Consider the following 24,168-nt stretch of genomic DNA (forward strand, 5'->3'; position numbering starts at 1 on the left):
ACTGCGACGAGCCGGCCGACTGATCAGCCGGCGTAGTGGTCGGCGACCAGCCGGGCCATGGCTTCGGCGGCGTTGGTGGTCAGGGGCTTGGCGCTGAAGAAGATGTCGCCGTCGACGTCGGACTGCTCGGCGTTGAGCGCCAGGTGCTTCGACAGCTCGGCCGGGTCGGTCCAGCCTTCCTGGCCCACCCGGTAGGCCGCCTGTCCGATGTAGAGGTCCACGCCGGTGCCCGCCACCGTCCCGGACCACCAGGGCACCAGTTTCGCGTAGTCGGCGGCGGGGTGGCCGATCGGCCAGTAGACCTGCGGGGCGATGTAGTCGACCCAGCCCTCCTGCACCCACTTGCGGGTGTCGGCGTAGATCGCCGAGTACGACTCCAGGCCGCTGGTGTCCGAACCGGCCGGGTCGCTGGACGCGTTGCGCCAGATGCCGAACGGGCTGATGCCGAACTTCGCCCCCGGCTTGACCTCGTGCACCCGGGCGTCCAGTTCGGACACCAGCTGGTCGACGTTGTGCCGCCGCCAGTCCTCGACGTTCGCGAAGTCCTTCCCGTGCTCGGCGAAGGTCTTCTGGTCCGGGATCTGCTGGCCGCCGGCGGGATAGGGGTAGAAGTAGTCGTCCAGGTGCACGCCGTCGACGTCGTACTCGCGCACCGCGTCCATGATCGCCTCGGTGACGAACTCGCGGGCCGCGGGGACACCGGGGTCGTAGTACAGCTTGCCGTCGTAGGCGAAGGTCCAGTCCGGGTGCTTGCGGGCGGGGTGCTCGGGCACCAGCTTCTGCGGGTCGTCCTGCATGCTGACCCGGTAGGGGTTGAACCAGGCGTGGAACTGCAGACCGCGCTGGTGCGCCTCGTCGACCATGAACCGCATCGGGTCGTAACCGGGGTCCTTGCCCTGCACACCGGTCAGCCACTGCGACCACGGCTCGTGCGGCGACGGCCAGAACGCGTCCGCGGTCGGCCGGACCTGCACGAACACCGCGTTGAGCTTGTTGCTCACGGCCTGGTCGAGCAGCTTCCGGTACTCGGCTTGCTGCTGCTCGGCGGACAGGCCCGGCCTGCTCGGCCAGTCGATGTTGGTCACCGACGCGATCCACATCCCGCGCATCGCCGTGCTCGGCCCCTGGGCCGCCGCGCCGGTGGCGCTGAACAGGCCCAGCAGGACCGCCACCAACCCCAGCGCCAGGACCAGCGCGTTGGCCCGGATCCGGCGCAACCCCTGTGCACGAGTCATCCAGCTCGCCTCCGGCTCGTCGTCGACCGCGCGGCACAGGTTACGGGCCGCAGCGCGCTTTTCGCTGCGATGGCGAGGAATTACCACCTGATCCGCTGGCTCACCGCGCGGTCGCGAGCCGCCTGGTCAGGTGCTGCACGGCGCGCTCGCTGTAAGCGGAGGGGATCGTCTCGCTGAGCTGCCGGGCCCGATCGGCCAGCGCCGCGGCGCGGTCGACGTCCTGCGCGCGCAGGTGCGCGTCCGCGAGCCAGGTCGTGTACAGCGCCGTCTCACGGACGCGGCGGTGGTCGCAGCTGCCGATCGCGGAGGTCAACCGCTGCTGGGCCCGCTGGTGCCGCCCCAGCGCGGTGTCGACCCGGCCGACGATGATGTCCATCTCCTCGGGGGTCAGCCAGTAGGTCCAGGCCGGGTCCGGGTCGTCGTCGCGGCGGTCGCCGTACTCGTCCTGCGCGCGCTGGATCGCGGTCGCCGCCTGGCTGAACTCGCCGGCCTCCACGTGCGCCCATGAAGCCCGCGCGTGCAGCAGCGCCCGCACGGTGGGGGTGGTGGCGCCGCGGTCGAGTCCGTCGATGCGCGCCAGCGCCGACCGGGCCACCAGCACCGCGTCGCGCGCCCGGCCGAACTCGGTCAGGTGACCGGCCAGCGCCGACACCACCTGCGCGGCCAGCACCGGATCGTCGGCGGCGTGCGCGGCCTGGATGCCGCTGAGGTAGTAGTGCTCGGCGGTCGCGATGTGCCCGCCGTCGGCCGTCGACCAGCCCGCCAGCTGGCACAGCTCGGCGACGGCCCGCAGCAGACCGCGACCGACCTCCTCCGGGTAGCTCGCGGTCCGCAGCAGGGACGCCGTGCGGGCGACCTCGCCGCGGATGGTGGTGTGCAGGTCCCCACCGGCGACGACGTCGTCGGCGTGGTGCAGGTACCGCAACCGGGCCTGGATCCGGTCGAGCGTGCCGCGCCCGACCCGCGGACCGGTCCCGCTCGTCCACGCCACCGCCGGCGGAGGTGGGGTGATCAGCCACTGGTGGGCCACCCGCACCGCGCGATCGCCGGTCAGCGCGGGAGCGGGGGAGTTCTCCGCGAGGCGGGAGACGAGACCGTCGCGCTCCGCGGAGGTCCACACGTCCTTGATCAGCTCCACGGGATCGACCGCGGGGAGTTCCCGGACGGGTGCGGGGACCGGGCTGGGCGCGCCGGGGAGCAGCGCGGCGAGCTGGTCCAGCGACAGCCCCAGCTCGCGGGCCAGCGCCTCCCGCATCCGCGGAGTGGGGGTGGAGGCACCGCGTTCCCACCGCGCCACGGTGGAGACGTCCACCTCGAGCCGGTGCGCCAGCGTCTCCTGGGTGTGGCCGCGGCTGCGGCGCTTCTGCGCGAGGTCGGACTGGCGTGCCACCCGGCCGACGTTACGCGCCGAATCCGCCCGCCTCCAGCGCGTTCCAGCAGGTGCCGGGTTGTTGCCCGGTTCGTGCTCTGGTTCGCGCCGCGCCGTCGCGGTGAACTCGGTCCGTCCCGCTCCCGCCGAGGAAAGGAAGCAGCCGATGCCGCTGCTGCGAGACCCCGCGCTGGCCGACGACGGCGCCCGCAAGGTCGAGTTCGCCCACCGCCGCATGCCCGTCCTGGCCGGGCTGACCGAGCGCTGGGCAGCGGAGAAACCGCTGCGCGGACAGCGCATCGCCGCCTGCCTGCACGTCACCACCGAGACGGCCAACCTGTGCCGGGCGCTGGTCGCTGGCGGTGCGGAAGTGGCGCTGTGCGCGTCGAACCCGCTGTCCACCAAGGACGACGTCGCCGCGGCGATCCAGCGCGACCTGGGCGCCGAGGTCTTCGCGCTCCACGGCTGCGACCGCGAAACCTACTACCAGCAGGTCGAAGGCGCGCTCGGCGTCGAACCGACGCTGATCGTCGACGACGGCGCCGACCTGACCGCCACCGTGCACGAGCAGCGCCCGGAACTGCTGCCCGCCATCATCGGCGGCACCGAGATCACCTCCACCGGCGTGATCCGGATGCGCAACATGGCCGCCGCCGCGGCGCTGCGCTACCCGGTGCTGCCCACCAACGACGCGCTCACCAAGCACCTGTTCGACAACCGCTACGGTACCGGCCAGAACACCATCGACGGAATCCTGCGCGCCACCAACATCCTGCTGGCCGGTGCGACCGTGGTGGTGGCCGGCTACGGCTGGTGCGGGCGCGGGGTGGCGGCCCGGGCCCGCGGCATGGGCGCGGAGGTCGTGGTCACCGAGGTGAACCCGGTGCGGGCGCTGGAAGCCAAGCTCGACGGCCTCCGGGTGCTGCCGATGCACCAGGCCGCCGCCGAAGCCGACCTGGTCATCACCACCACCGGCAACCGGGACGTGGTCACCGTCGAGCACATGCGGTCGATGAAGGACGGCACCGTCATCGGCAACTCTGGGCACTTCGACCTGGAGATCGCGGTCGACGACCTCACCAGCACGGCGACCAGCCGCCGCTACGTGCGCCCGAACTGCGTCGAGTACACCCTCCCCGAAGGGCACCGGATCCTGCTGCTGGCCGAAGGCCGCCTGCTCGGCCAAGCCGCCGCCGAAGCCCACCCGGCCGAGGTCATGGACATGACGTTCGCGACCCAGGCGCTGGCGGTCCGCTACCTGGTGGAGAACGCGGGCGAGCTGGAACCGGCGGTGCACCCGATCCCGGCGGAGATCGAGAACGAGGTGGCGGTGGCCAAGCTGGCGGCCTACGACATCACCATCGACGAGCTCACACCCCGCCAGCACGACTACCTCACCTCCTGGCAGTTCGGCACCTGAACCCGCGACGGCGGATCAGGTCGTCGGGAACCGCAGCCGGAACAACGCCCCACCACCGGGCGGTGACTCCGCGGTGATGGTGGCGCCGTGCGCGGTGGCCACCTGGTGGACGATGGCCAGGCCGAGACCGGAGCCGGGCAGCCCGCGAGCGGCGGCGGAGCGGTAGAACCGGTCGAAGACGCGGTCGAGATCGGTTGCCGCGATGCCCGGCCCGCGGTCTCGCACGACGAGTTCCCCGCCGTGCAACCGGACCTGGACGGATCCGCCGGCCGGGCTGAACTTCGCCGCGTTGTCCAGCAGGTTCGTCACCGCGCGGGACAGCGTGCGCGGCACCCCGTCGAGCACGGTCGGTTCGAGGTCGGTTTCGAAGGTGATGCCCGGGTAGCGGTGGCGGGCGCTGGCCGCGCACTGCTCGACGATCTGGTCCAGCCGGACGGCTTCGGTCTCCTCGGCGGGTGCCTCGTCGCCGCGCGCCAGGTCGATCAGGTCCGTGACGAGCCCGGTCAGCTCGACGGCCTGCGCGCGCAGCGCCTCGATCGTCGCGGCCCGCTGCTCGGGGCTCAACCGGTCCGCCCGGTTGAGCAGGTCGATGTTGGTGCGCAGACCGGTCAGCGGGGTGCGCAACTCGTGCGAGGCGTCGGCGACGAGCTGCCGCTGCGCGGTCAGGGACTCCCGCAACGCGCCCAGCGCTTGCTGGAGCTCGCCGAGCATCGTGTTGAAAGCCGTTGCCAGCCGGGCGATCTCGTCGTCACCCCGGACCGCTAGGTGCTGCTCGGGGTCTCGGGTCCGGGCCACCCGCTCGGCGGTGGACGTCAGCGCGGCGACCGGTTTGAGCCCCGCTCGGGCGACGGCGAACCCGGCGACCGCCGCCAGCACCACTCCGACCGCGCCCGCCGCGAGCAGCGCGAGGCTGATGCGCTGCAGGCTCTCGTCCGCGCGGTCGGAGCGGACCGCGACCTCGACGGCCTTGCCGGGAGCGAGCGGTGCGGTCAACATCCGCACCGGAAAACCCTCCAGCGACGTGTCGCTGAAGAACGCCCCGCTGCGCCCAGCGGCGACAGCGAGGGTGCGCTCATCCACCGGCAACGCGCTGTCGCCCTCGACACGGCCGTCCGCGTCCACCTTCTGCACGCACGCCGGGGCGGCCAGGAACACGCAGGGTCCGGCGGGCGACCACGCCCCGGGCGAGGACTGCTCCAGCCGGACCAGGCGCGCGACCTCCCGGGTCAACCCGAGGTTCAGCGAGCGGTCCAGTTCGTGCGCCACGATCGCGTACCCGGCCACCGCCATGCCGGCCACCGCCGCGGCTACCGCCAGCGCGGTGGCGACGGCGATCCGCAGCCGCAGCGGCCAACGGCGCTTCACCGCGCACCGAGCCGGTAGCCGATGCCCCGCACGGTGTGCACGAGCCGGGATTCGCCGCCCGCCTCCAGCTTCCGGCGCAGGTAGCGGACGTAGACCTCCAGGGAGTTCGAGGCCGGGCCGAAGTCGGTGCCCCACACCCGCTCGGTGATCACCTCGCGCGGCAGCACCTGCTCGGCGTTGCGGACCAGCACTTCCAGCAGCGCGAACTCCGTCCGGCTGAGCTCGACCACCCGGTCCCCGCGCAGCACGAGGTGCGCTGCGGTGTCCACGGTGAGGTCGGCGACGCGGAGCACCGCGTTGTCCTCGGGATAGCTGCGCCGCAGCAGCGCTCGCACGCGGGCGAGCAGCTCGTCCAGGTCGAACGGTTTGACCAGGTAGTCGTCCGCGCCCGCATCCAGTCCCGCGATCCGGTCGGTCACGGCATCGCGCGCGGTGAGCACCAGGACCGGCGTCCGGTCGCCGCCCGCGCGCAGCCGGCGGCACAGCGTCAACCCGTCCATGAACGGCATCAGCAGGTCGAGCAGGATCGCGTCCGGTCGCCAGCGGGCGATCTCGGTCAGCGCCTGCGCGCCGTCACCAGCGGTGCTGGTCTCGTAGCCCTCGCTCCGCAGACCGAGCACCACCGCGTCCCGCACCGACGACTCGTCCTCGACAACCAGAATCCGCACCGCACCAGCATGCAAGTTCTCATCCAACTCTCATCTCGGGCGTCGAACCTGCCGGTGTGAACGTGACCAAGATGATTCCGCCGGCTGCCCGGCAGACTGCGAGCCGGCGATGCGGGTGACGGTTCTGATCGGTTGCGGGGCGCTCACCCTGCTGCTCGGTGCGCACGAGCTGGTGCCCGACATCAGCGGTGCGGGCACCCTGCTCGACAGCGCGGCGCCGTGGCTGGGCCTGCTCGTCCCGGTTCTCGTGGTGCTGGGGCTGGTCGGCAGGACGCGCGCCACCGCGACCGTGCTGGTCCCGGCAGCGGTGTGGTGCGCGGCGTTCGGCGCTGCCCTGCTCCCGCAGGCATCGGCGTCCGGCGACCTCCGGGTGGCCAGCCAGAACATGTTCGCGGCCAACGAGAACCCGGCGGCGACGGCCGCGGACCTGGCGGCGACCGGCGCGGACGTGATCGGGGTGCAGGAGCTGACCGGGCCGGCGCGCTCGGCCGTGCGGGAAGCCCTCGGCGCGGACTACCGGCACCACGAGGTGCTGGGCACGGTGGGGGTGTGGAGCAGGTATCCGATCGAGGAGGCCGAGCCGGTGGACCTGGGGATGGGGTGGACCCGTGCACTGCGGGCGCGGATCCGCACCCCGAGCGGCCCGATCGAGGTGTACGTGGCGCACCTGCCGTCGCTGCGCCCGAACTCGGTCGCCGAGCGCAACCGGGGCTTGGCCGAGCTGCGCACCGCGCTCGTCGCGGACCGGTCGGACCGGGTGGTCGTGCTCGCGGATCTGAACACGGCGAGTACCGACCGCGAGATGGGGCCGCTGCTGCGCACTTTCGGCGAAGCCGAACCGGCGGGTTTCGGCTTCACCTGGCCGGCGGCCGTTCCGCTGGTCCGCCTGGACCACGTGCTCCACCGGGGCATCACGCCCACCGGTGCTGAGGTGGTCGAGACCCGGGGGAGCGACCACCGCGCCGTGCTCGCCGACTTCGCGTTCGACCACGCCTGATGAAAGCCGAAAGGGCGCCTCCCCGAGGGGAAGCGCCCTTTCGGCTGATCAACTGGCCTGCGCCGCTGCCTCGGAGTCGAGGAGCCACAGCGTGCGGTCGCGGCCGCGGGCACCTGCTGCCGGGATGTCCACCGGCTTCGCCCCGCCCAGGGCCGCTGCTACCGCTTCGGCCTTGGCCGCGCCGGTGGTCATCAGCCAGACCTGCGAGGCCGCCTGGATCGCCGGCAGCGTCAGGGAGATCCGCGTCGGCGGCGGCTTCGGGCAGTCGTGCACGCCCACCACCGTCCGCTCGGTCTCCTCGACGTACGGCGTGTCCGGGAACAGCGACGCCGTGTGGCCCTCCTCGCCGACGCCCAGCAGCAGGACGTCGAAGTGGGGCACCGCGATGTCGGTGGCCGAGGCCGCCGTGGTCGCCAGGACCTCCGCGTAGTGCGCCGCGGCGGCATCCGCGTCCGCACCGAACTTGCCGTCCGAAGCGGCCATCGGGTGCACCCGCTCCGGGTCCACCGCGACGTGGTCCAGCAGCGCCTGCCGGGCCTGGGTCTCGTTGCGCTCCGGGTCGCCGTCCGGCAGGAACCGCTCGTCGCCCCAGTAGAAGTCCACGTTGGACCAGTCCACCGCGTCGCGGGCTGGGGAGCGGCGGACCTGCTCGAGCACGCCGATGCCGGTGCGGCCGCCGGTGAGCACCACCGACGCCACCCCGTGCGCGGCCTGGGCGTCGACCAGCGCGGTGATCAACCGCGCGGCCGCCGCCGCGGCCAGCAGCTCGCCCGACCCGTGCACCACGACCTGGCTCATGAGTCCTCCGCCTGCGCCGGTGCCTCCTCGTCGCGGACGATCTTGTCCAGGCCTTCGAGGGTGGCCTCGTAGATCTCGTCCGGGTCGAGGCGGCGCAGCTCCTCGGTGAGGCAGTCGCGGACCTCGCGGCGGTGCAACGACACCCGGCGGTCCGGCTGACCCGGCTGGGTCAGCGTGCCCACCTTGCCGTCCGGGCGGACGATCTCCACGTTGCCCGACGGGCGCTCCAGCACCGCCGAGACGATGCCCGGCCCGCGCGGGTGCTCCAGCCGGCGCACCGGGATGTCCAGGTAGCTGGCCAGCCACGCGGCCAGCAGATCCGTCGACGGGGAATCCGCCGCACCGGTCACCGTGGCCGACGTGACGGCCTCGTGCGGCGGCAGGTCCATCGCCGCCGCCAGCATCGCGCGCCACGAGGTCAACCGGGTCCAGGCCAGGTCGGTGTCCCCGTCCGCGTAGGAGCGCAAGCGCTTCTGCAGCGACGCGATCGGGTCCGCCTCGTTGGCCGCGTCGGTGATGCGCCGGTGCGACAGCGCGCCGATCGGGTCCTTCGCCGGGTTGTCCGGGGCGTCGGTCGGCCACCACGCCACCACCGGGGCGTCCGGCAGCAGCAGCGGGACGACCGAACCAGCGCCCTCGTCGGCCAGCGGCCCGTACAGGCGCAGCACGACCACCTCGGAAGCGCCCGCGTCACCGCCGATGCGGATCTGGGCGTCCAGCCGCGGCGCGGCCTGCCGCGCCCCGCTGGCCACCACGATCACCCGGCACGGGTGCTCCCGGCTGGCGTCGTTGGCGGCCTGGATGGCCTTCTCCACCTCGGTGCCGTCGCCGGTGACGACCACCAGCGTCAGCACCCGGCCCAACGCGACCGCGCCACCGGTCTCGCGCAGCTCCACCAGCTTCTTGTTGACCTGAGAGGTCGTGGTGGACGGCAGATCGATGATCACGGTCGCCTCCAGACGCGTCCGGTGCGGGCCAGCATTTCGTCCGCCGACGGCGGACCCCAGGTGCCCGCCTTGTAGGGCTCGGGCTTGCCGCGCGCGGCCCAGTGGTCGAGCACCGGGTCGAGGATCTTCCAGGACAGTTCGACTTCTTCGTTGACCGGGAACAGCGACGGCTCGCCCAGCAGCACGTCCAGGATCAGCCGCTCGTAGGCCTCCGGCGAAGACTCGGTGAAGGCGTGCCCGTAACCGAAGTCCATGGTCACGTCGCGCACCTCCATCGAAGTGCCCGGCACCTTCGCGCCGAAGCGCATCGTCACGCCCTCGTCCGGCTGCACCCGGATCACCAGGGCGTTCTGCCCCAGCTCCTCGGTCATCGTGCTGTCGAACGGCAGGTGCGGGGCGCGCTTGAACACCACCGCGATCTCGGTGACCCGGCGGCCCAGCCGCTTGCCGGTGCGCAGGTAGAACGGCACCCCGGCCCAGCGGCGGCTCTCCACCTCGAGGGTGATCGCCGCGTAGGTCTCGGTGATCGAGTCGGCGGCGAACCCGCCCTCCTCGTGCAGCCCCGGCACCAGCGAACCGCCCTGCCAGCCACCGGTGTACTGGCCGCGCGCGGTGGTCTGGTCGAACGGGCCGACCGGCTTGGTCGCCGACAGCACCTTGACCTTCTCCGCGCGCAGGTCCTGCGGCGAGAAGGAGACCGGCTCCTCCATCGCGGTCAGCGCCATCAGCTGCAGCAGGTGGTTCTGGATGACGTCGCGGGCCGCGCCGATGCCGTCGTAGTAGCCTGCGCGACCGCCCAGGCCGATGTCCTCGGCCATGGTGATCTGCACGTGGTCGACGTAGTGCGAGTTCCAGATCGGCTCGAACAGCTGGTTGGCGAAGCGCAGCGCCAGGATGTTCTGCACCGTCTCCTTGCCGAGGTAGTGGTCGATGCGGAACACCGAGTCCTCGGGGAACACCTCGTTGACGATGCGGTTGAGGTGCTGCGCGCTGTCCAGGTCGTGGCCGAACGGCTTCTCGATGACCACCCGCCGCCAGGCGTCGTCGGTGTGGTCGGTCAGCCCGGAGCGGGACAGCTGCTTGAGCACCGTCGGGAACGCCGACGGCGGCACCGACAGGTAGAACGCGTGGTTGCCGCCCGTGCCGCGCTCGGCGTCGAGGTGCTTGACGGTGTCGGCGAGCCGGTCGAACGCCTCGTCGTCGTCGAAGGAACCCGGCACGAACCGGATGCCCTCGGCCAGCCGGTCCCAGACGCTCTGGTGGAACGGCGTCCGCGCGTGCTCCTTGACCGCGTCGTAGACGACCTGCCCGAAGTCCTGGTCGGCCCAGTCGCGGCGGGCGAAGCCGGTCAGCGCGAAGCCCGGCGGCAGCAGGCCCCGGTTGGCCAGGTCGTAGATCGCCGGCATCAGCTTCTTGCGGGACAGGTCACCGGTCACGCCGAAGATCGTCAGACCGCACGGGCCGGCGATCCGGGGCAGCCGCTTGTCCCGCGGATCCCGCAGCGGGTTCTGCCACTGCTGGTTGGGCGGGGTCACCGCGCACCTCCCTGCGCCAGGTCCTGCACGGCCTTGACCAGCTCGACCAGACCGGTCACCCGGTCGGTGAGGTGCAGTCGCAGCACCGGCCGGTTGTGCTCGGCCAGCACCTGACCGTCGCCGAGCGCCTGGGCGCGCTGCAGACCGGCCAGCGTGTACGGCCGCTCCGGCACCTCCAGGTCCTGCTCGGCGTCCCCGGTGATCTGCAGGAACACGCCGTTCTGGTGGCCGCCCTTGTGGTACTGGCCGGTGGAGTGCAGGAATCGCGGACCCCAGCCGAAGGTTGTCTGCAGACCGGTGCGGCGCGCCAGCTCCGGACGCAGCACCGCGGCCGAGGCGTCGTCGAGGCGGTCCAGGTATGCCTGCACCGCCAGGTAGCCGTTCTTCGGGGCGGTGGCCAGGAAAGCGCGCAGCGCTTCGACCACGGTGCCGACTCCGGCCGAGAGCCAGTCGCCGGAGGCGTGCACCTCGATCGAACCGTCCACCAGCGCCGGCGTCGCGGCCGGACCACCGGCCGGGCCGTCCAGCAGCGCCCGCGCGGCCTTCTTGGCGGCCTCCACGTCCGGCTGGTCGAACGGGTTGATCTCCAGCAGCCGGCCGGCCAGCGCGGTGGCGAACTCCCACAGCAGGAGCTGCCCGCCCAGCGGGCCCTGGGTGCTGATCCGCGCGCCCGCGACGGCCGGACCGACCGCCACCGTGGTGGCGTCGGGGCCCGCGTCGGCGAAACCGGGCGCGTCGGTGCCCTCCACGACGACCGGCAGCAGGCCGGTGCCGTTCTTGCCGGTGGACTCGGCGATCAGCTGCTCGACCCAGTCGCCGAAGCCCTTGATGCCGGAACCGGTGTCGGCGAAGACGACCTTCTCCGCGCCACCGGCGTGCGCAGCGCCGAGAGCGGCGGCCAGCTGCACGGCCGGGTTGCCGTCGCCGTCGGCGCTCAACCGCGGGAACGCGGCGGCAGCGTCGTCGAGCAGCGCGGACACGTCGGCGCCGGCCAGACCCGCCGGCACCAGGCCGAAGGCGGTCAGCGCCGAGTAGCGGCCGCCCACGTGCGGATCGGCGGTGAACACCTTGCGGTAGCCCGCCTCGCGCGCGGCCGACTCCATCGGGGAACCCGGATCGGTGACCACGATGATGCGGGTCACAGGATCGATTCCGTTTTGCTGGAAAGCCCGCTCGAAGATGCGGCGGTGGGAGTCGGTCTCGACGGTGGTGCCGGACTTGGAGGAGACCACCAGCACGGTGCGCTCCAGATCACCGGACAGCGCGTCGGCGACCTGACCGGGATCGGTGGTGTCCAGCACGACCAGCGGAACCCCGGCGGTCGCGGTGATCACCTCGGGGGCCAGCGACGAGCCACCCATGCCGGCCAGCACCACGCGGTCCAAGCCCTCGGCGTGCAGTTCGGCGCGCAGCGCGTCGATCTCGGCCAGCAGCGGGCGGGAGCTCTCGTGCAGCGTCGTCCAGGACAGCCGGATGGATGCCTCGGGCTCGGCGTCCGGGCCCCACAGCGTGGCGTCCTGGGCGGCGAGCTTGCCGGCAACCGCATCGGTGGCCAACCGCTCGACCAGCGGTCGGGCCTCGGCCGCTAGCGCCACATCGGGAATGTCGACGGAAATTTCGGTTGCCATGTATTTCCTTAACAGCGCTCGATCTGGATGGGGCCGAACAGCCCGGAAAGAGCGGGGGCGGGGCCGGTCCGGGACCGACCCCGCCGCCACTGCTTACTTGGCCTGCTCGAGCTGCTGGTTGACCGTCTCCAGCAGTTCGTTCCAGGACTTCTCGAACTTCTCCACGCCCTCGCGCTCCAGCACCGCGAACACGTCGTCGAGGTCGATGCCCGCCTCCGCCAGGTCGTCGAAGACCTGCTGCGAGGCGGCGGCGGTGCCGCTGACCGTGTCGCCGCGAACGTCGGCGTGGTCGGCGGTGGCCTTCAGCGTCGCCTCCGGCATGGTGTTCACCGTGTTCGGCGCGACCAGCTCGTCCACGTAGCGCGTGTCGGAGTAGGACGGGTCCTTCACGCCGGTCGACGCCCACAGCGGACGCTGCGCCTTGGCGCCGGCGGCCTGCAGGGCCTTCCAGCGCTCGCCGGCGAAGACGTCCTCGTAGGCCGCGTAGGCCAGGCGGGCGTTGGCGATCGCGGCCTTGCCGCGCAGCGCCTCACCACCGGAGATCTTCTCCAGCCGCTTGTCGATCTCGGTGTCCACGCGGGACACGAAGAACGACGCGACCGAAGCGATCTGGCTGACGTCGTGACCGTTGGCCTTCGCCTGCTCCAGGCCGGCGATGAAGGCGTCCATCACGTCGCGGTAGCGCTGCACCGAGAAGATCAGCGTGACGTTGACGCTGATGCCCTCGGCCAGCACGCGGGTGATCGCGGGCAGGCCCTCGACGGTCGCCGGGATCTTGACCATCAGGTTCGGCCGGTCCACGGCCTTCCACAGGTCCACGGCCTCGGCGACGGTGCGCTCGGTGTCGTGCGCCAGCCGCGGGTCGACCTCCAGGGAGACCCGGCCGTCGACGCCACCGGTCGACTCGCAGACGTTGCGGAAGATGTCCGCCGCGTCGCGCACGTCAGCGGTGGTCAGCTCGCGGACGGTGTCGTCCACGCTGGCACCGCGGGCGGCCAGCTCGCGGACCTTCTCGTTGTAGTCGGCCGCGTTGGACAGCGCGTTGGCGAAGATCGTCGGGTTGCTCGTGACGCCGACGACCGCCTGGTCGGTGATCAGCTCGGCCAGGTTGCCCGAGGTGATCCGCTGGCGGGACAGGTCGTCCAGCCAGATCGAAACCCCGGCCTCGCTCAGCGCCTTGAGGTTCGGGTTGGTGGTCACAGGAATTCCTCCGCTCACGCCTGCTGGGCGTTGCTCAGGCTGCGCCGGGCCGCCGCGACAACGGCGTCGACGGTGATGCCGAACTCGTTGTAAAGGGTCTTGTAGTCCGCCGAGGCGCCGAAGTGCTCGATGGACACCGACTCGCCGGAGTCCTTGACGAACCGGTACCACGGCATCGCGATGCCGGCCTCGACCGAGACGCGGGCCTTGACCGCCTTCGGCAGGACCTGCTCGCGGTAGGCCTCGTCCTGCGCGTCGAACCACTCGACGCACGGCATCGAGACCACGCGGGTGGCAACGCCGTCGGCCTCCAGGATCTTCCTGGCTTCGACGGCCAGCTGCACCTCGGAACCGGTGGCGATCAGCACCAGCTGGGGCTCGCCGTTGCCGGCGTCGGCCAGCACGTAGCCGCCCTTGGCGACGCCCTCGGCGGTCACGCCCTCCAGCGTCGGCACGCCCTGGCGGGTCAGCGCCAGACCGGCCGGGCCGCTCGGGTTCTCCAGGATGGTCTTCCACGCCGCCGCGGTCTCGTTGGCGTCCGCCGGGCGGACCATCGAGAAGCCGGGGATGGCGCGCAGCGCCGCCACGTGCTCGATCGGCTGGTGCGTCGGGCCGTCCTCGCCCAGGCCGATGGAGTCGTGCGTCCAGACGAAGATCGACGGGACCTTCATCAGCGCGGCGAGCCGCACCGCCGGGCGCATGTAGTCGCTGAACACCAGGAAGGTGCCGCCGTAGGGGCGGGTGCCGCCGTGCAGCGCGATGCCGTTGAGGATCGCGCCCATCGCGTGCTCGCGGATGCCGAAGTGCAGCGTGCGGCCGTACGGGCTGGCCGTCCAGGCGTCGGTGGAGATCGACTCGGGGCCGAACGACTCGACGCCCTTCATCGTGGTGTTGTTGCTCTCCGCCAGGTCGGCCGAACCGCCCCACAGCTCGGGCAGCACGTCGGCCAGCGCGTTGAGGACCTCACCGGAGGCCTTGCGGGTGGCGATGGACTTGCCGTCGGCCTCCCAGGTCGGCAGCTTCTCCTGCCAACCGGCCGGCAGCTCGCGGGTGGCCAGCCGGTCCAGCAGCGCCTTGCGCTCCGGGTTGGCCGAGGCCCACTTGTCGAAGGCGACCTGCCACTCGGCGTGCGCGGCCTTGCCGCGGGCGGCGACCTCGCGGGCGTGCGCCAGCACGTCGGCGTCGACCTGGAAGGACTGCTCCGGGTCCAGGCCCAGCGCGGTCTTGACCCCGGCGACCTCCTCGGCGCCGAGCGCGGCGCCGTGGGACTTGCCGGTGTTCATCTTGGTCGGCGCCGGGTAGCCGATCACCGTGCGCAGCACGATCAGCGTCGGGCGGGAGGTCTCGGCCTTGGCGGTCTCGATGGCCTCCAGCAGGCCCTTGACGTCCTCGCCGCCGTGCACGGTGAGGACCTGCCAGCCGTAGGACTCGTAGCGCTTGGCGGTGTCCTCGGTCAGCGCGATGCCGGTGTTGTCCTCGATGGAGATCTCGTTCGAGTCGTAGATCACCGTGAGGTTGCCCAGCTGCTGGGTGCCGGCCAGCGACGACGCCTCGGAGGTCACGCCCTCCTCGATGTCGCCGTCGGAGGCGATCACGTAGATGTGGTGGTCGAACGGGCTCTCACCGGCAGCGGTCTCCGGGTCGAACAGGCCGCGCTCGCGGCGGGCGGCCATCGCCATGCCGACCGCGGTGGACAGGCCCTGCCCGAGCGGGCCGGTGGTGGTCTCGACCCCGGCGGTGTGCCCGTACTCCGGGTGGCCGGGGGTCTTCGAACCCCACTTGCGCAGCTGCTTGAGGTCCTCCAGCTCCAGGCCGTAGCCGGACAGGAAGAGCTGCACGTACAGCGTCAGGCTCGAGTGGCCTGCGGAGAGCACGAACCGGTCGCGGCCGATCCACTCCGGGTCGGTCGGGTCGTGCCGCATGACGCGCTGGAACAGCGCGTAGGCCGCCGGGGCCAGGCTCATCGCGGTGCCGGGGTGGCCGCTGCCGCAGTTCTCCACCGCATCGGCGGCCAGCACGCGAGCGGTGTCCACCGCGCGCTGGTCCAGCTCGCTCCAGTCTTCGGGCAGTCGCTTGGTGGTCAAGCGGGCAAGGTCGTCGGTGACGGACACGGACGCAGCTCCAAGTTTTTCCATCGGCGGTATTCCCGGTTGCCGGGTGAATGCGGTCGCTGGACCGATTCGAACCGCGGTTATCCCTCGTCCGACGGGCAGCCTAGTCGTGTCCGATCAGCCACGTGCCGACCCGTCTGAATTGCGGTTGGGAGGCGCCACCAGGATAGCGGTGACACCGCGTGACCAGGGCCACTGGGCGGTTCCCTGCCACCCGCGCGCGTCCCGCTTCAGTAGCGCGCCTACTATTCGTAGACGGCTGATCAGTCGAAGTTGCCCCAAGGAGTGCCATGCCGTCGGCGAGCGCAGCGTCGTGACCACCGCCGTCGACGCCACCCGCGAGAGGCACGCTCGGCGACCCGCTGAGCTGCTGAAGGCCTACCTGGGGCTGATCAAGCCTCGGGTCATCGAGCTGCTGCTGGTGACCACCATTCCCGCGATGCTGCTGGCCGTGCGGGGCATCCCGTCGCCGTGGCTGGTGATCGCCACGCTGATCGGCGGCACCATGGCCGCGGGCAGCGCGAACGCGCTGAACTGCGTGGCCGACGCCGACATCGACCAGGTGATGAAGCGCACCCGCGCGCGTCCGCTGGTCCGGCACACCGTGTCCAACCGGCACGCGCTGGTCTTCGGCATCGCGCTGGGGGTCGGTTCCTTCGCCTGGCTGTGGGCGACGACGAACCTGCTGGCCGCGGCGCTGGCCGTCGGCACGATCCTGTTCTACGTCTTCGTCTACACGCTGGTGCTCAAGCGCCGCACCGCGCAGAACATCGTCTGGGGCGGGGCGGCCGGCTGCATGCCGGTGGTGATCGGCTGGGCCGGGGTGACCGGGCGCGTCGACTGGCCTGCGCTGGTGATGTTCGGCGTGGTCTTCTTCTGGACGCCGCCGCACACCTGGTCGCTGGCCATGAAGTACAAGGACGACTACGAGCGCGCCGGGGTGCCGATGCTGCCGGTCGTCGCCGAGCCGACCTACGTCTCGCGGCAGATCGTGGCCTACACCTGGCTGATGGTGCTCTGGACGTTGCTGCTGGTGCCGGCGACCGGCTGGCTCTACGCGGCGTTCGCGGTGCTGGCGGGCGCGTGGTTCCTGGTGCTGGCGCACCGGCTGCACGCCGCGACCAAGCGCGGCGAGAAGACCAAGCCGATGAAGCTGTTCCACATGTCCAACACGTATCTGATGATCGTGTTCGTCGCCCTGGCGGTGGATTCCGCGCTGAGCCTGCCGGTCGTCGGCTGGCCTTTCTGAAGCCTGGTCAGGGCAGCAGGATCAGCTTCGCCGTGGTGCGGCGTCCTTCCAGGTCCTCGTGGGCCTTGCGGGCGTCGGCCAGCGGGTAGGTGCCGCCGATGCGGATGTCGAGCACCCCGTTGGAGATCCAGTCGAAGAGCTCACCGGCCCGCCAGTCCAGCTCCTCGCGGGTCAGGATGTGGTGCGCCAGGCTGGGGCGGGTCAGGAACACCGAACCGGCCGAGTTCAGCCGCTGCGGATCCACCGGGGGCACCGGGCCGCTCGCCGCGCCGAACAGCGCCAGCGTGCCGCGCGGGCGCAGGCTGGCCAGGCTGGCGTCGAAGGTGGTCTTGCCGACCCCGTCGTAGACCACGTCCACGCCGCGACCGTCGGTGAGGTCGGCGATCGACTCGGCCACGTCCACCTCGGTGTAGCGGATGACCTCGTCGGCTCCGGCCTCGCGGGCCAGCGCCTCCTTCTCGGCGGTGGACACGGTGCCGATCACGTTGCCGCCGAGGTGCTTGATCAGCTGGGTCAACAGCAGGCCCATGCCGCCGGCGGCGGCGTGCACCAGCGCGGTCTCACCGGCTTTCACCGGGTGGGTCGAGGTGACCAGGTAGTGCGCGGTCAGGCCCTGCAGCAGCGCCGCGGCCGCGGTGCGCGAGTTCACGCCCACCGGCACCCGGACCGCCTTGTCCGCGGGCACCAGCGCCCGCTCGGCGTAGCTGCCCGGCGCCATCGCCCAGGCGACCCGGTCGCCGACCTCGAACCCGGTCACGCCTTCGCCGACCGCGACGACCGCGCCCGATCCCTCGGAGCCGGGCGTGAAGGGCAGCGGCATCGAGTACACGCCGCTGCGCTGGTAGGTGTCGATGAAGTTCACGCCGATCGCCGCGACCTCGACCAGCAGCTGGCCGGGCTGCGGTTCCGGTGACTCGATCTCGGTGAGCTCCATGACCTCGGGGCCGCCGTTCGCGGCTACCCGGATGGCACGCATGTTGACTCCTTCGCTGTCGTCCTCAACAGGTGCAACTCATCACGACCTCTCGATCTTCCCCGGCTCCGGATTAGGATTCGGGGCATGACGGCTAGCGAAGAAACCACCGCTCCCGCGCCGAAGGCGATCGCGACGGCCAAGGCGTTCGTCGGCGCGCACGGCGACTCCGCTCGCGCGGTCGTGGAGAACCTCGGGCAGGCCGGCGCCCGCGTCGTGCTGGTGGGGGAGGACGGCCGCTTCGGCGACGTCATGGTCCCCGACGTCGCCACCGGGAACGCCCTGGTCGAGGCCGTCGAGGGCCTCACCGCCCACGAGTGGGACGGCGAGACCGTCGGGGCGATGAAGGTCGGCGCCGCGCACCGCCGGGCGATGGGCGCGCGCAACAGCTGATCCGCTCCGCCCGACACGCCGGTCGGCGGCTGGTCGCGGGCTTCGCTGTGGTTTACCTTTTCAGCGAGGACTGAACTCGATCACGGGGAGCCGTCGTGTCCGACTACGTGCAGCGCACCGACCGACCGGCCATGTCGGAGTGGATCGAGCAGATGGCGGCCCACTTCGAAGCCAGCGAGGGCATGCCGCTGATCGCCGGGCGCGTCCTGGCGTTCCTGCTCGTCTGCGACCCGCCGGAGCGCACCGCCGCCGAGCTGTCCCTGGCGCTGGCCGCCAGCACCGGCTCGATCAGCACCAACGTGCGGCTGCTGATGCGGCTCGGCGTGGTCTCCAAGACCACCCGGCAGGGCAAGGAAGCCGCCCTGTACCGGGTCGAGGAGGACCGCTGGCCGGATCTGGTGCGCCACCGCATGGAGCGGGTCACCGGTCTGGAAGAGCTGACCGGCGCCGGGCTGCGCATGTTCAGCGGCCAGGGCGAACGAGCCCGGCGCCTGCGCACGGTGCACGAGTTCTACCAGTGGCTGGCCGGTGAGATGCCCGAGCTCTGGCGCCGCTGGGAGCGCGAGGGCAAGCCCAAGCTGCGCTTCTGAGATCTCCCATCAGCCGATCGGCTGATGCCAGGTCGAGCGAGCCGGCCGATGTCCGGGGCGGTCGCCGCCCACGAGACTTCCAGGCATGGCGATCATCGAAGTCAACGGGCTGCGCAAGTCCTACGCCGGAAGACCGGTCGTGGACGGGGTCGGCTTCACCGTTGAAGCGGGGGAGATCTTCGGGATCCTCGGCACCAACGGCGCGGGCAAGACGACCACGGTGGAGTGCGTCGAAGGACTCCGCCACCCCGACGCCGGGCGGGTGCGGGTGGCCGGGCTGGACCCGGCCACCGACCGGGACCGGCTCACCCGGATCCTCGGCGCGCAGCTGCAGGACGCCCAGCTGCAACCCAAGATCACCGTGCGCGAGGCGCTGGAACTGCACGCCGCCTGCCACCAGAACCCCGCGGACTGGCGGGCGCTGGCGGAACGCCTCGGCCTCGCCGACCGGTTCGGCACCCGCTTCGCCGAGCTGTCCGGCGGCCAGCAGCAGCGGCTGTTCATCGCGCTGGCCCTGATCGGCAATCCCCAGGTCGTCGTGCTCGACGAGCTCACCACCGGCCTGGACCCGCGGGCCCGCCGGGACACCTGGCAGCTGATCGAGGACGTGCGCGCGGGCGGCGTCACCGTCGTGCTGGTCACCCACTTCATGGAGGAAGCGCAGCGGCTGTGCGACCGGGTCGCGGTGCTCGACCGCGGTCGGGTGGTGGCGCTCGACGCGCCGAGCGGGCTCATCCACCGGTCGGCCGCATCGGTCGTCATGTCCTTCACCCCGCTGGGGGCGCTCGACACCGGGGAACTGGCCGCGCTGCCCGGAGCCGGGTCGGCGACGCGGCAGGGCGACCGGGTGGTCATCAGCGGCACCGACGAGACCGTCGAATCGGTGCTGTCGTTGCTGGCCCGCCGCGGCATCACCGCCCGCGAGCTGCGCGTTACCGACGCGACGTTGGACGAAGCCTTCCTCGCCCTGACCGGAGCGGAGCACTGAGATGAACGCATCGGCGACCCGAGCCGTCCTCAAGACCGAAGCCCGGCTGTTCCTCCGCGAACCGGGCAACCTGTTCTGGATCGTGGCCGCACCGACCGTGCTGCTGGTGATCCTCGGCCTGATCCCCGCCTTCCGCGAGGTGAACCCCGGCCTCGGCGGCCGCCGGGTGATCGACCTCTACGTCCCGGTGGTGCTGCTGATGTCGATGATCATGGCCGGGGTGCAGGCCATGCCGCCGGTGTTCGCCGGGTACCGCGAGCGCGGCATCCTCCGCCGCATGTCGACCACACCGGTGCGGCCAGGTGCGATGTTGGCCGCGCAGGCGGTCTTGCACGGCGCCGCTGTCGCGTGCGCGGTGATGCTGGCGCTGGCCGTCGGCCGCCTGGCCTTCGGCGTCGCTCTGCCGAACGGGCTCGTCGGCTACGCGTTGACGCTGGTGCTCACCGTGCTCAGCGTGCTCGCGCTGGGCGCGGCCCTGTCCGCGGTGCCGCGCAGCGCGAAGACTGCCGGCGTGATCGGGTCGGTAGCCTTCCTCGCGATGATGTTCACCGCCGGGGTGTGGATCCCGGTGCAGGTCATGCCGGACTTCCTGCAGCGCGCCGTCGAGTACACCCCGCTCGGGGCGGCGTCGGTGGCCCTCGACCAAGCGGCCGGAGGGGGCTGGCCGAGCGCGGTGCACTTGGTGATCGTGGTCTTCTGGACGTCGGTGCTGACCGGTGCCGCGGTGCGCTGGTTCCGATGGGAGTAGAGCAGTGCCTGAGCGGCAGGAGTGGTACGTCAGCTGGGGACCGTACGTGCTGCTGGGTCTCGCGACGCTGATCTCCCTGCTCACCGAGGTGCAGGTGATGCGCAACGGTCGGCCGGAGCTCCTCGTCGCACTGGCCCTGGTGGCGCTCGTGCTGCAGCTGTGCTGGGCGAAGATCCGGCGAGTCGTGTCCGCGCCCGGTGCGGCCAGCCAGGCCTACTACGCCGTTCGCACGGTGCTGGCCTTCGTGCTCACCTACCTCAACCCGTTCTTCGCGATCTACGCGATCCTCGGCTACTTCGACTCCGGGGCTTGGCTGCGCCCGCGCGCGATCAAGGCCGGGCTGCTGGTCAACGCGCTCACCATGGCCGGATCGCAGTCCGGCGGGCTGCCGCCGAGCAGCCTGATGCAGTGGACTGCCTTCGGTGGGCTGTTCGTGCTCAACACCGGGTTGTTGCTCCTGTTCGTGCGGCTGGACGCGGAGAAGGAGGAGAACGCCCGGGCGAAAGCGGCCACCATCGCCGAGCTGGAGCAGGCCAACGCCCGCTTGAAGCAGGCGCACGAGGAGAACGCGGGCCTGCAGGCGCAACTGCTGGAGCAGGCGCGGGAAGCCGGGATCAGCGACGAGCGGCGACGGCTGGCCGCCGAGATCCACGACACGATCGCGCAGAGCCTGGCCGGAATCGTCACCCAGCTGCAGGCGGCGGTGGACAGCGAAGACCCGGCCGAAGGGCGCAGGCACGTCGAGCGGGCCGCGGACCTGGCCCGCCACGGGCTCGGCGAGGCACGCCGGTCGGTGCAGGACCTGGGGCCGAGCGCGCTGGAGCACGACGCGCTGCCGGTGGCGCTGCGCAAGGTCGTCGAGGAGTGGGAAGCGGGATCGGGCGTGCGGGCGGAGTTCGCGGTGACGGGGGAGGTCGAGCCGTTGCACGGGGAGATCGAAGCGACCCTGCTGCGCATCGCGCAGGAATCCCTGGCCAACGCCGGGCGGCACGCGCAGGCGAGGAGGGTGGGAGTGACTTTGTCCTACATGGACGACGAGGTGAGCGTGGACGTGCGCGACGACGGTCGGGGTTTCGACCCGGGCCGGGTCACCAGCAGTTCGACGAGCGGTTTCGGGTTGGGCGGCATGCGCGCTCGCGTCGAGCGGGTCGCGGGTGCCTTCGAGGTCGAGTCCGAGCCCGGGCTCGGGACGGCCGTCTCCGCGCGAGTGCCGCTGGTGCGCCATGTCTGAGCGCGCCATCACGCTGCTGATCGTCGACGACCACCCCGTCGTGCGCGACGGGCTGCGCGGGATGTTCGACTCGGCGTCCGACATCGAAGTCCTCGGCGAGGCGGGCGACGGGCCGTCGGCGGTGGCGATGGCCGTCGCGCTGGACCCCGACGTGGTGCTGATGGACCTGCGGATGCCCGGTGGTGACGGTGTCGCGGCGATCACCGAGCTGGTCCGCCGCGGCCAGCGCTGCAAGGTCCTGGTGCTCACCACCTACGACACCGACTCCGACGCGCTCGCGGCGATCGAGGCCGGTGCCACCGGCTACCTGCTCAAGGACGCGATGCGCGACGAGCTGTTCGCCGGGGTGCGGGCGGCCGCAGCGGGCCGCACGGTCCTCTCACCGGCGGTGGCGTCGCGGCTGGTGTCGCGGGTCCGGTCACCGGGGGAGCAGCCGCTGAGCGCTCGGGAGCGCGAAGTGCTGCGCCTGGTGGCCAGGGGGCGGTCGAACCGGGAGATCGCCGCCGAGCTGTTCGTCAGCGAGGCCACGGTCAAGACCCACCTCACTCACCTGTACGGCAAGCTGGGCGTGAACGACCGGGCCGCTGCCGTCGCCGCCGGCTACGACCGCGGCATCCTCGGCTGAGCTCAGACCGCGGCGGGCTCGGCGTCCTGGGACTCGGTGGCCGGCTCGGGCAGCGCGCCGCGGTAGCGGGACTCGCCCCACAGCAGCGCGGTGATGATGATCACCAGCGTGGCCGCCACCATGTGCAGCACGACCATCCCCTCCGGGACGCCGAGGTAGTACTGGGCCGAGCCGATCGCGCCCTGGACCAGCACCATCGCGCAGGCCGAGACGTAGGCCTTCAGCAGCGCCTTGGTCGGGCGGGCGCTGCGCAGCCACACGCCGAACACCGCGAGCAGCAGCACGTAAGCCATCACCAGCGTGCCGTGCACCTGGACCAGGGTCTGCACCGGAACGTCGAGCCGCGGGGTGTCCGGGTCACCGGCGTGCGGGCCGGCAGCGGTCACCAGCGTGCCTGCGACCAGCACCGCCGCGGTCACCGCGACCAGCGCGACCAGCAGCCTGCGCATCGGGGTCGGCACCACGCCCACCGGCTCGCGGTCGCCTTCCTTGGTGGCCTTGTAGAGGATCGTGGCCAGCCAGATCAGCACCGCCGAGGCCATGAAGTGCACCGACACGCTCCACCAGGCCAGGTTCACCCGGACCGTGATGCCGCCGATGATGGCCTGCGCGACCACGCCCAGCGGCATGATCAGCGCCAGCCGCACCAGCCGCTTGCGCCGCGGCAGGCAGCGCAGCGCGGCCAGGAAGCAGGCCAGCGCGATGAAGCCGATGACGCCGGTCAGCAGCCGGTTGCCGAACTCGATCGCCTGGTGCAGCGCCGCCACCTCGGGGTGCTCGATGGGCACCATGCTGCCCGGGAAGCACTGCGGCCAGGTCGGGCAGCCGAGCCCGGACCCGGTCACGCGGACGATCACGCCGGTCACCGAGATCAACGCCTGCGTCACCAGCACGGCGAGGGCCAGGCCTCGCACGACGCGCGGGGTCGGGCGGGAGATCGAAGAAGGAAGCGGCACGAACCGATGGTATCGGCGGCCCGGAACCACCCGTTCGCAGGTATCAGTCGCGGCCGAACAGGTCGCGCGGCGCCGCACCGGCCTTCAGCAGCGTGCGGCTCACCTGGCGGCCGTTGTCGATCAGCGCTTCGGTCTTGGCCTCGCCCAGCGCGCGCCACGGGGCCATCGACATCGCGTCGGTCTCGGCCTCGATCTCCTCGCGCAGCGCGTTGCCCGCCTCGCTGATCTCGCTGGTCTTGCCCTCACCGCTGATCAGGCCGCGTTCGCGCAGCTCCTGCTCGGCCTGGGCCCACTGCGACTCGCTCCACTCTCGCAGCTCCCGCGCCGCCGACGGCTTGAAGCCCTCGCCGGTCGAGCTGTGCAGCACCAGCGCCTGCACGCCGCTGAGCTCTGCGCGCTGCAGCGCCGCGATGTGCGCGTCGCCGCGGAACTCGCGCAGCAGGGTGGCCGCGTGCCAGAGCTGGAGGTGCGGCTCGTCCGGCCAGTCCAGGTCGGCGTGCGCGGCGTAGAGCGGCTTGCCCTCCGGGGTGCATCCCTGGCTGGCTTCGCGGGCCAGCTCGGCGGCTTCGGCGATCGCCGCGGAGCTGACGTCGCCGAGCATCCGGCGCAGTGCCGCGTCGGCGGCGCGGAGGCGGGCGTCGAGCACCGCGCTGGGGGACGCGATCGACCAGGCGCGGGGGATGGACGCGGCCACCGACTCGGGGTTGAAGTTGTAGAACGTCGCCGCCACGGGACCGGGCCCGACCGGACCCATCGCGGCAGCGCGGCCCGCGTAGTACGACATCCGGCCCCGCTCCAGGCCGAGCGCGGCGAAACCGTCGGCGGCCTCCGGTGCGAAGTAGATCATCGAGTGGATGATCTCGAGGGCGTTCTTGGCCTGGCGGGCGATCTTCGTCATGGCCTCACCCTAGAACCGCGGCGCGGGAAAGTCCGCCCCTCAGGTCAGCCGAGTTGTGCGCACCGCGGCCGCACCGCACACCGCGCCCCAGGCCAGGAGCACCACAACCGGCTGCACGCCCGGCAGCGAGCCGTCGACCAGCACGGCGTCCAGCGCTTCGGAAAGCGCCCCGGACGGCAGGAACCCGGCCAGCGCGCCCAGCGGCCCGGGCAGGTCGGCGGCGGGCAGCGCCAGGCCACAGGCC

22 protein-coding genes and 1 pseudogene are annotated in these 24,168 nt (G+C 71.9%); 9 read left to right on the forward strand and 14 right to left on the reverse strand.

Annotated features, from left to right (window positions below; genetic code table 11):
* Window positions 1-23: 23 nt before the first annotated feature.
* Window positions 24-1,235, reverse strand: a complete 1,212-nt coding sequence (locus ABTZ89_RS13965; protein WP_351044207.1) for a glycoside hydrolase family 10-like protein — start codon at window positions 1,233-1,235, stop codon at window positions 24-26.
* Between the two features lie 100 nt (window positions 1,236-1,335).
* On the reverse strand, window positions 1,336-2,625 hold the full coding sequence (locus ABTZ89_RS13970; protein ID WP_351044210.1) for a helix-turn-helix domain-containing protein: 1,290 nt from the start codon (window positions 2,623-2,625) through the stop codon (window positions 1,336-1,338).
* A 145-nt stretch (window positions 2,626-2,770) separates the two neighbouring features.
* Here ABTZ89_RS13970 and ahcY point away from each other — a divergent pair, with 145 nt between their 5' ends.
* Complete coding sequence (gene ahcY, locus ABTZ89_RS13975) at window positions 2,771-4,024, forward strand: adenosylhomocysteinase (RefSeq protein ID WP_351044213.1); 1,254 nt, start codon at window positions 2,771-2,773, stop codon at window positions 4,022-4,024.
* 15 nt (window positions 4,025-4,039) lie between these two features.
* Here ahcY and ABTZ89_RS13980 read toward each other — a convergent pair whose 3' ends face one another.
* Window positions 4,040-5,389 carry a HAMP domain-containing sensor histidine kinase gene (locus ABTZ89_RS13980; protein ID WP_351044216.1) on the reverse strand — a complete coding sequence of 450 codons (1,350 nt, stop codon included), beginning with the start codon at window positions 5,387-5,389 and terminating at the stop codon, window positions 4,040-4,042.
* A complete protein-coding gene (locus tag ABTZ89_RS13985; protein WP_351044219.1) occupies window positions 5,386-6,057 on the reverse strand; it encodes a response regulator transcription factor in 672 nt (223 codons plus the stop codon). Before ABTZ89_RS13985 ends, ABTZ89_RS13980 begins: the two co-directional genes overlap by 4 nt.
* Before the next feature lie 109 nt (window positions 6,058-6,166).
* On the opposite strand from ABTZ89_RS13985, the gene ABTZ89_RS13990 reads away from it, so the two are divergent.
* Entirely contained in the window at window positions 6,167-7,054 is an 888-nt protein-coding gene (locus tag ABTZ89_RS13990) for an endonuclease/exonuclease/phosphatase family protein (RefSeq protein ID WP_351044222.1), read from the forward strand.
* Window positions 7,055-7,102: 48 nt separating this feature from the next.
* Here the strand turns inward: ABTZ89_RS13990 and pgl are convergent, their stop codons facing one another.
* From pgl to tkt, 6 genes are all read right to left on the reverse strand, one after another.
* Window positions 7,103-7,852: a 6-phosphogluconolactonase gene (pgl, locus tag ABTZ89_RS13995; RefSeq protein ID WP_351044225.1), complete on the reverse strand. Its 750-nt coding sequence runs from the start codon at window positions 7,850-7,852 to the stop codon at window positions 7,103-7,105.
* Window positions 7,849-8,799, reverse strand: coding sequence for a glucose-6-phosphate dehydrogenase assembly protein OpcA (gene opcA / locus ABTZ89_RS14000; protein ID WP_270950194.1), 951 nt, complete (start codon window positions 8,797-8,799; stop codon window positions 7,849-7,851). Before opcA ends, pgl begins: the two co-directional genes overlap by 4 nt.
* Window positions 8,796-10,334, reverse strand: a complete 1,539-nt coding sequence (gene zwf / locus ABTZ89_RS14005) for a glucose-6-phosphate dehydrogenase (RefSeq protein WP_351044229.1) — start codon at window positions 10,332-10,334, stop codon at window positions 8,796-8,798. The genes opcA and zwf overlap by 4 nt, the downstream gene beginning before the upstream one ends.
* Complete coding sequence (locus ABTZ89_RS14010; protein WP_351044232.1) at window positions 10,331-11,962, reverse strand: phosphoglucose isomerase-related protein; 1,632 nt, start codon at window positions 11,960-11,962, stop codon at window positions 10,331-10,333. Before ABTZ89_RS14010 ends, zwf begins: the two co-directional genes overlap by 4 nt.
* A 93-nt stretch (window positions 11,963-12,055) precedes the next feature.
* A complete protein-coding gene (gene tal, locus ABTZ89_RS14015) occupies window positions 12,056-13,162 on the reverse strand; it encodes a transaldolase (protein WP_351044235.1) in 1,107 nt (368 codons plus the stop codon).
* A gap of 14 nt (window positions 13,163-13,176) precedes the next feature.
* Window positions 13,177-15,273, reverse strand: a complete 2,097-nt coding sequence (tkt, locus tag ABTZ89_RS14020; protein WP_502949546.1) for a transketolase — start codon at window positions 15,271-15,273, stop codon at window positions 13,177-13,179.
* A 262-nt stretch (window positions 15,274-15,535) separates the two neighbouring features.
* Between tkt and ABTZ89_RS14025 the strand changes: the two genes are divergently transcribed.
* Window positions 15,536-16,522, forward strand: coding sequence for a heme o synthase (locus tag ABTZ89_RS14025; protein WP_502949547.1), 987 nt, complete (start codon window positions 15,536-15,538; stop codon window positions 16,520-16,522).
* A 7-nt stretch (window positions 16,523-16,529) separates the two neighbouring features.
* Here ABTZ89_RS14025 and ABTZ89_RS14030 read toward each other — a convergent pair whose 3' ends face one another.
* Window positions 16,530-17,498, reverse strand: a complete 969-nt coding sequence (locus ABTZ89_RS14030) for a quinone oxidoreductase family protein (RefSeq protein WP_270950200.1) — start codon at window positions 17,496-17,498, stop codon at window positions 16,530-16,532.
* A gap of 84 nt (window positions 17,499-17,582) precedes the next feature.
* Between ABTZ89_RS14030 and ABTZ89_RS14035 the strand changes: the two genes are divergently transcribed.
* The 6 genes from ABTZ89_RS14035 (at window position 17,583) to ABTZ89_RS14060 (ending at window position 22,070) form a co-directional block, all read left to right on the forward strand.
* The gene (locus tag ABTZ89_RS14035) at window positions 17,583-17,888 is read left to right on the forward strand and encodes a hypothetical protein (protein WP_270950201.1); all 306 of its coding nucleotides are present in this window, start codon (window positions 17,583-17,585) and stop codon (window positions 17,886-17,888) included.
* 95 nt (window positions 17,889-17,983) lie between these two features.
* The gene (locus tag ABTZ89_RS14040; RefSeq protein ID WP_351044242.1) at window positions 17,984-18,478 is read left to right on the forward strand and encodes a GbsR/MarR family transcriptional regulator; all 495 of its coding nucleotides are present in this window, start codon (window positions 17,984-17,986) and stop codon (window positions 18,476-18,478) included.
* An 85-nt stretch (window positions 18,479-18,563) separates the two neighbouring features.
* On the forward strand, window positions 18,564-19,466 hold the full coding sequence (locus ABTZ89_RS14045; protein ID WP_351044245.1) for an ABC transporter ATP-binding protein: 903 nt from the start codon (window positions 18,564-18,566) through the stop codon (window positions 19,464-19,466).
* Between the two features lies 1 nt (window position 19,467).
* Entirely contained in the window at window positions 19,468-20,214 is a 747-nt protein-coding gene (locus ABTZ89_RS14050; RefSeq protein WP_351044248.1) for an ABC transporter permease, read from the forward strand.
* A gap of 4 nt (window positions 20,215-20,218) precedes the next feature.
* Entirely contained in the window at window positions 20,219-21,445 is a 1,227-nt protein-coding gene (locus ABTZ89_RS14055; protein ID WP_351044250.1) for a sensor histidine kinase, read from the forward strand.
* Entirely contained in the window at window positions 21,438-22,070 is a 633-nt protein-coding gene (locus ABTZ89_RS14060; protein ID WP_270950206.1) for a response regulator, read from the forward strand. Before ABTZ89_RS14055 ends, ABTZ89_RS14060 begins: the two co-directional genes overlap by 8 nt.
* Before the next feature lie 2 nt (window positions 22,071-22,072).
* Here ABTZ89_RS14060 and ABTZ89_RS14065 read toward each other — a convergent pair whose 3' ends face one another.
* The 3 genes and pseudogenes from ABTZ89_RS14065 to ABTZ89_RS14075 form a co-directional block, all read right to left on the reverse strand.
* A complete protein-coding gene (locus ABTZ89_RS14065; RefSeq protein ID WP_270950207.1) occupies window positions 22,073-23,026 on the reverse strand; it encodes a COX15/CtaA family protein in 954 nt (317 codons plus the stop codon).
* A 43-nt stretch (window positions 23,027-23,069) separates the two neighbouring features.
* Window positions 23,070-23,924 carry an SCO6745 family protein gene (locus ABTZ89_RS14070; protein WP_351044255.1) on the reverse strand — a complete coding sequence of 285 codons (855 nt, stop codon included), beginning with the start codon at window positions 23,922-23,924 and terminating at the stop codon, window positions 23,070-23,072.
* Between the two features lie 39 nt (window positions 23,925-23,963).
* Window positions 23,964-24,168, reverse strand: a pseudogene (locus ABTZ89_RS14075) (multidrug ABC transporter permease); the annotation flags it as partial.

This window comes from Saccharopolyspora sp. NPDC002686 (genome assembly GCF_040295745.1).
Classification (GTDB): domain Bacteria; phylum Actinomycetota; class Actinomycetes; order Mycobacteriales; family Pseudonocardiaceae; genus Saccharopolyspora; species Saccharopolyspora oryzae.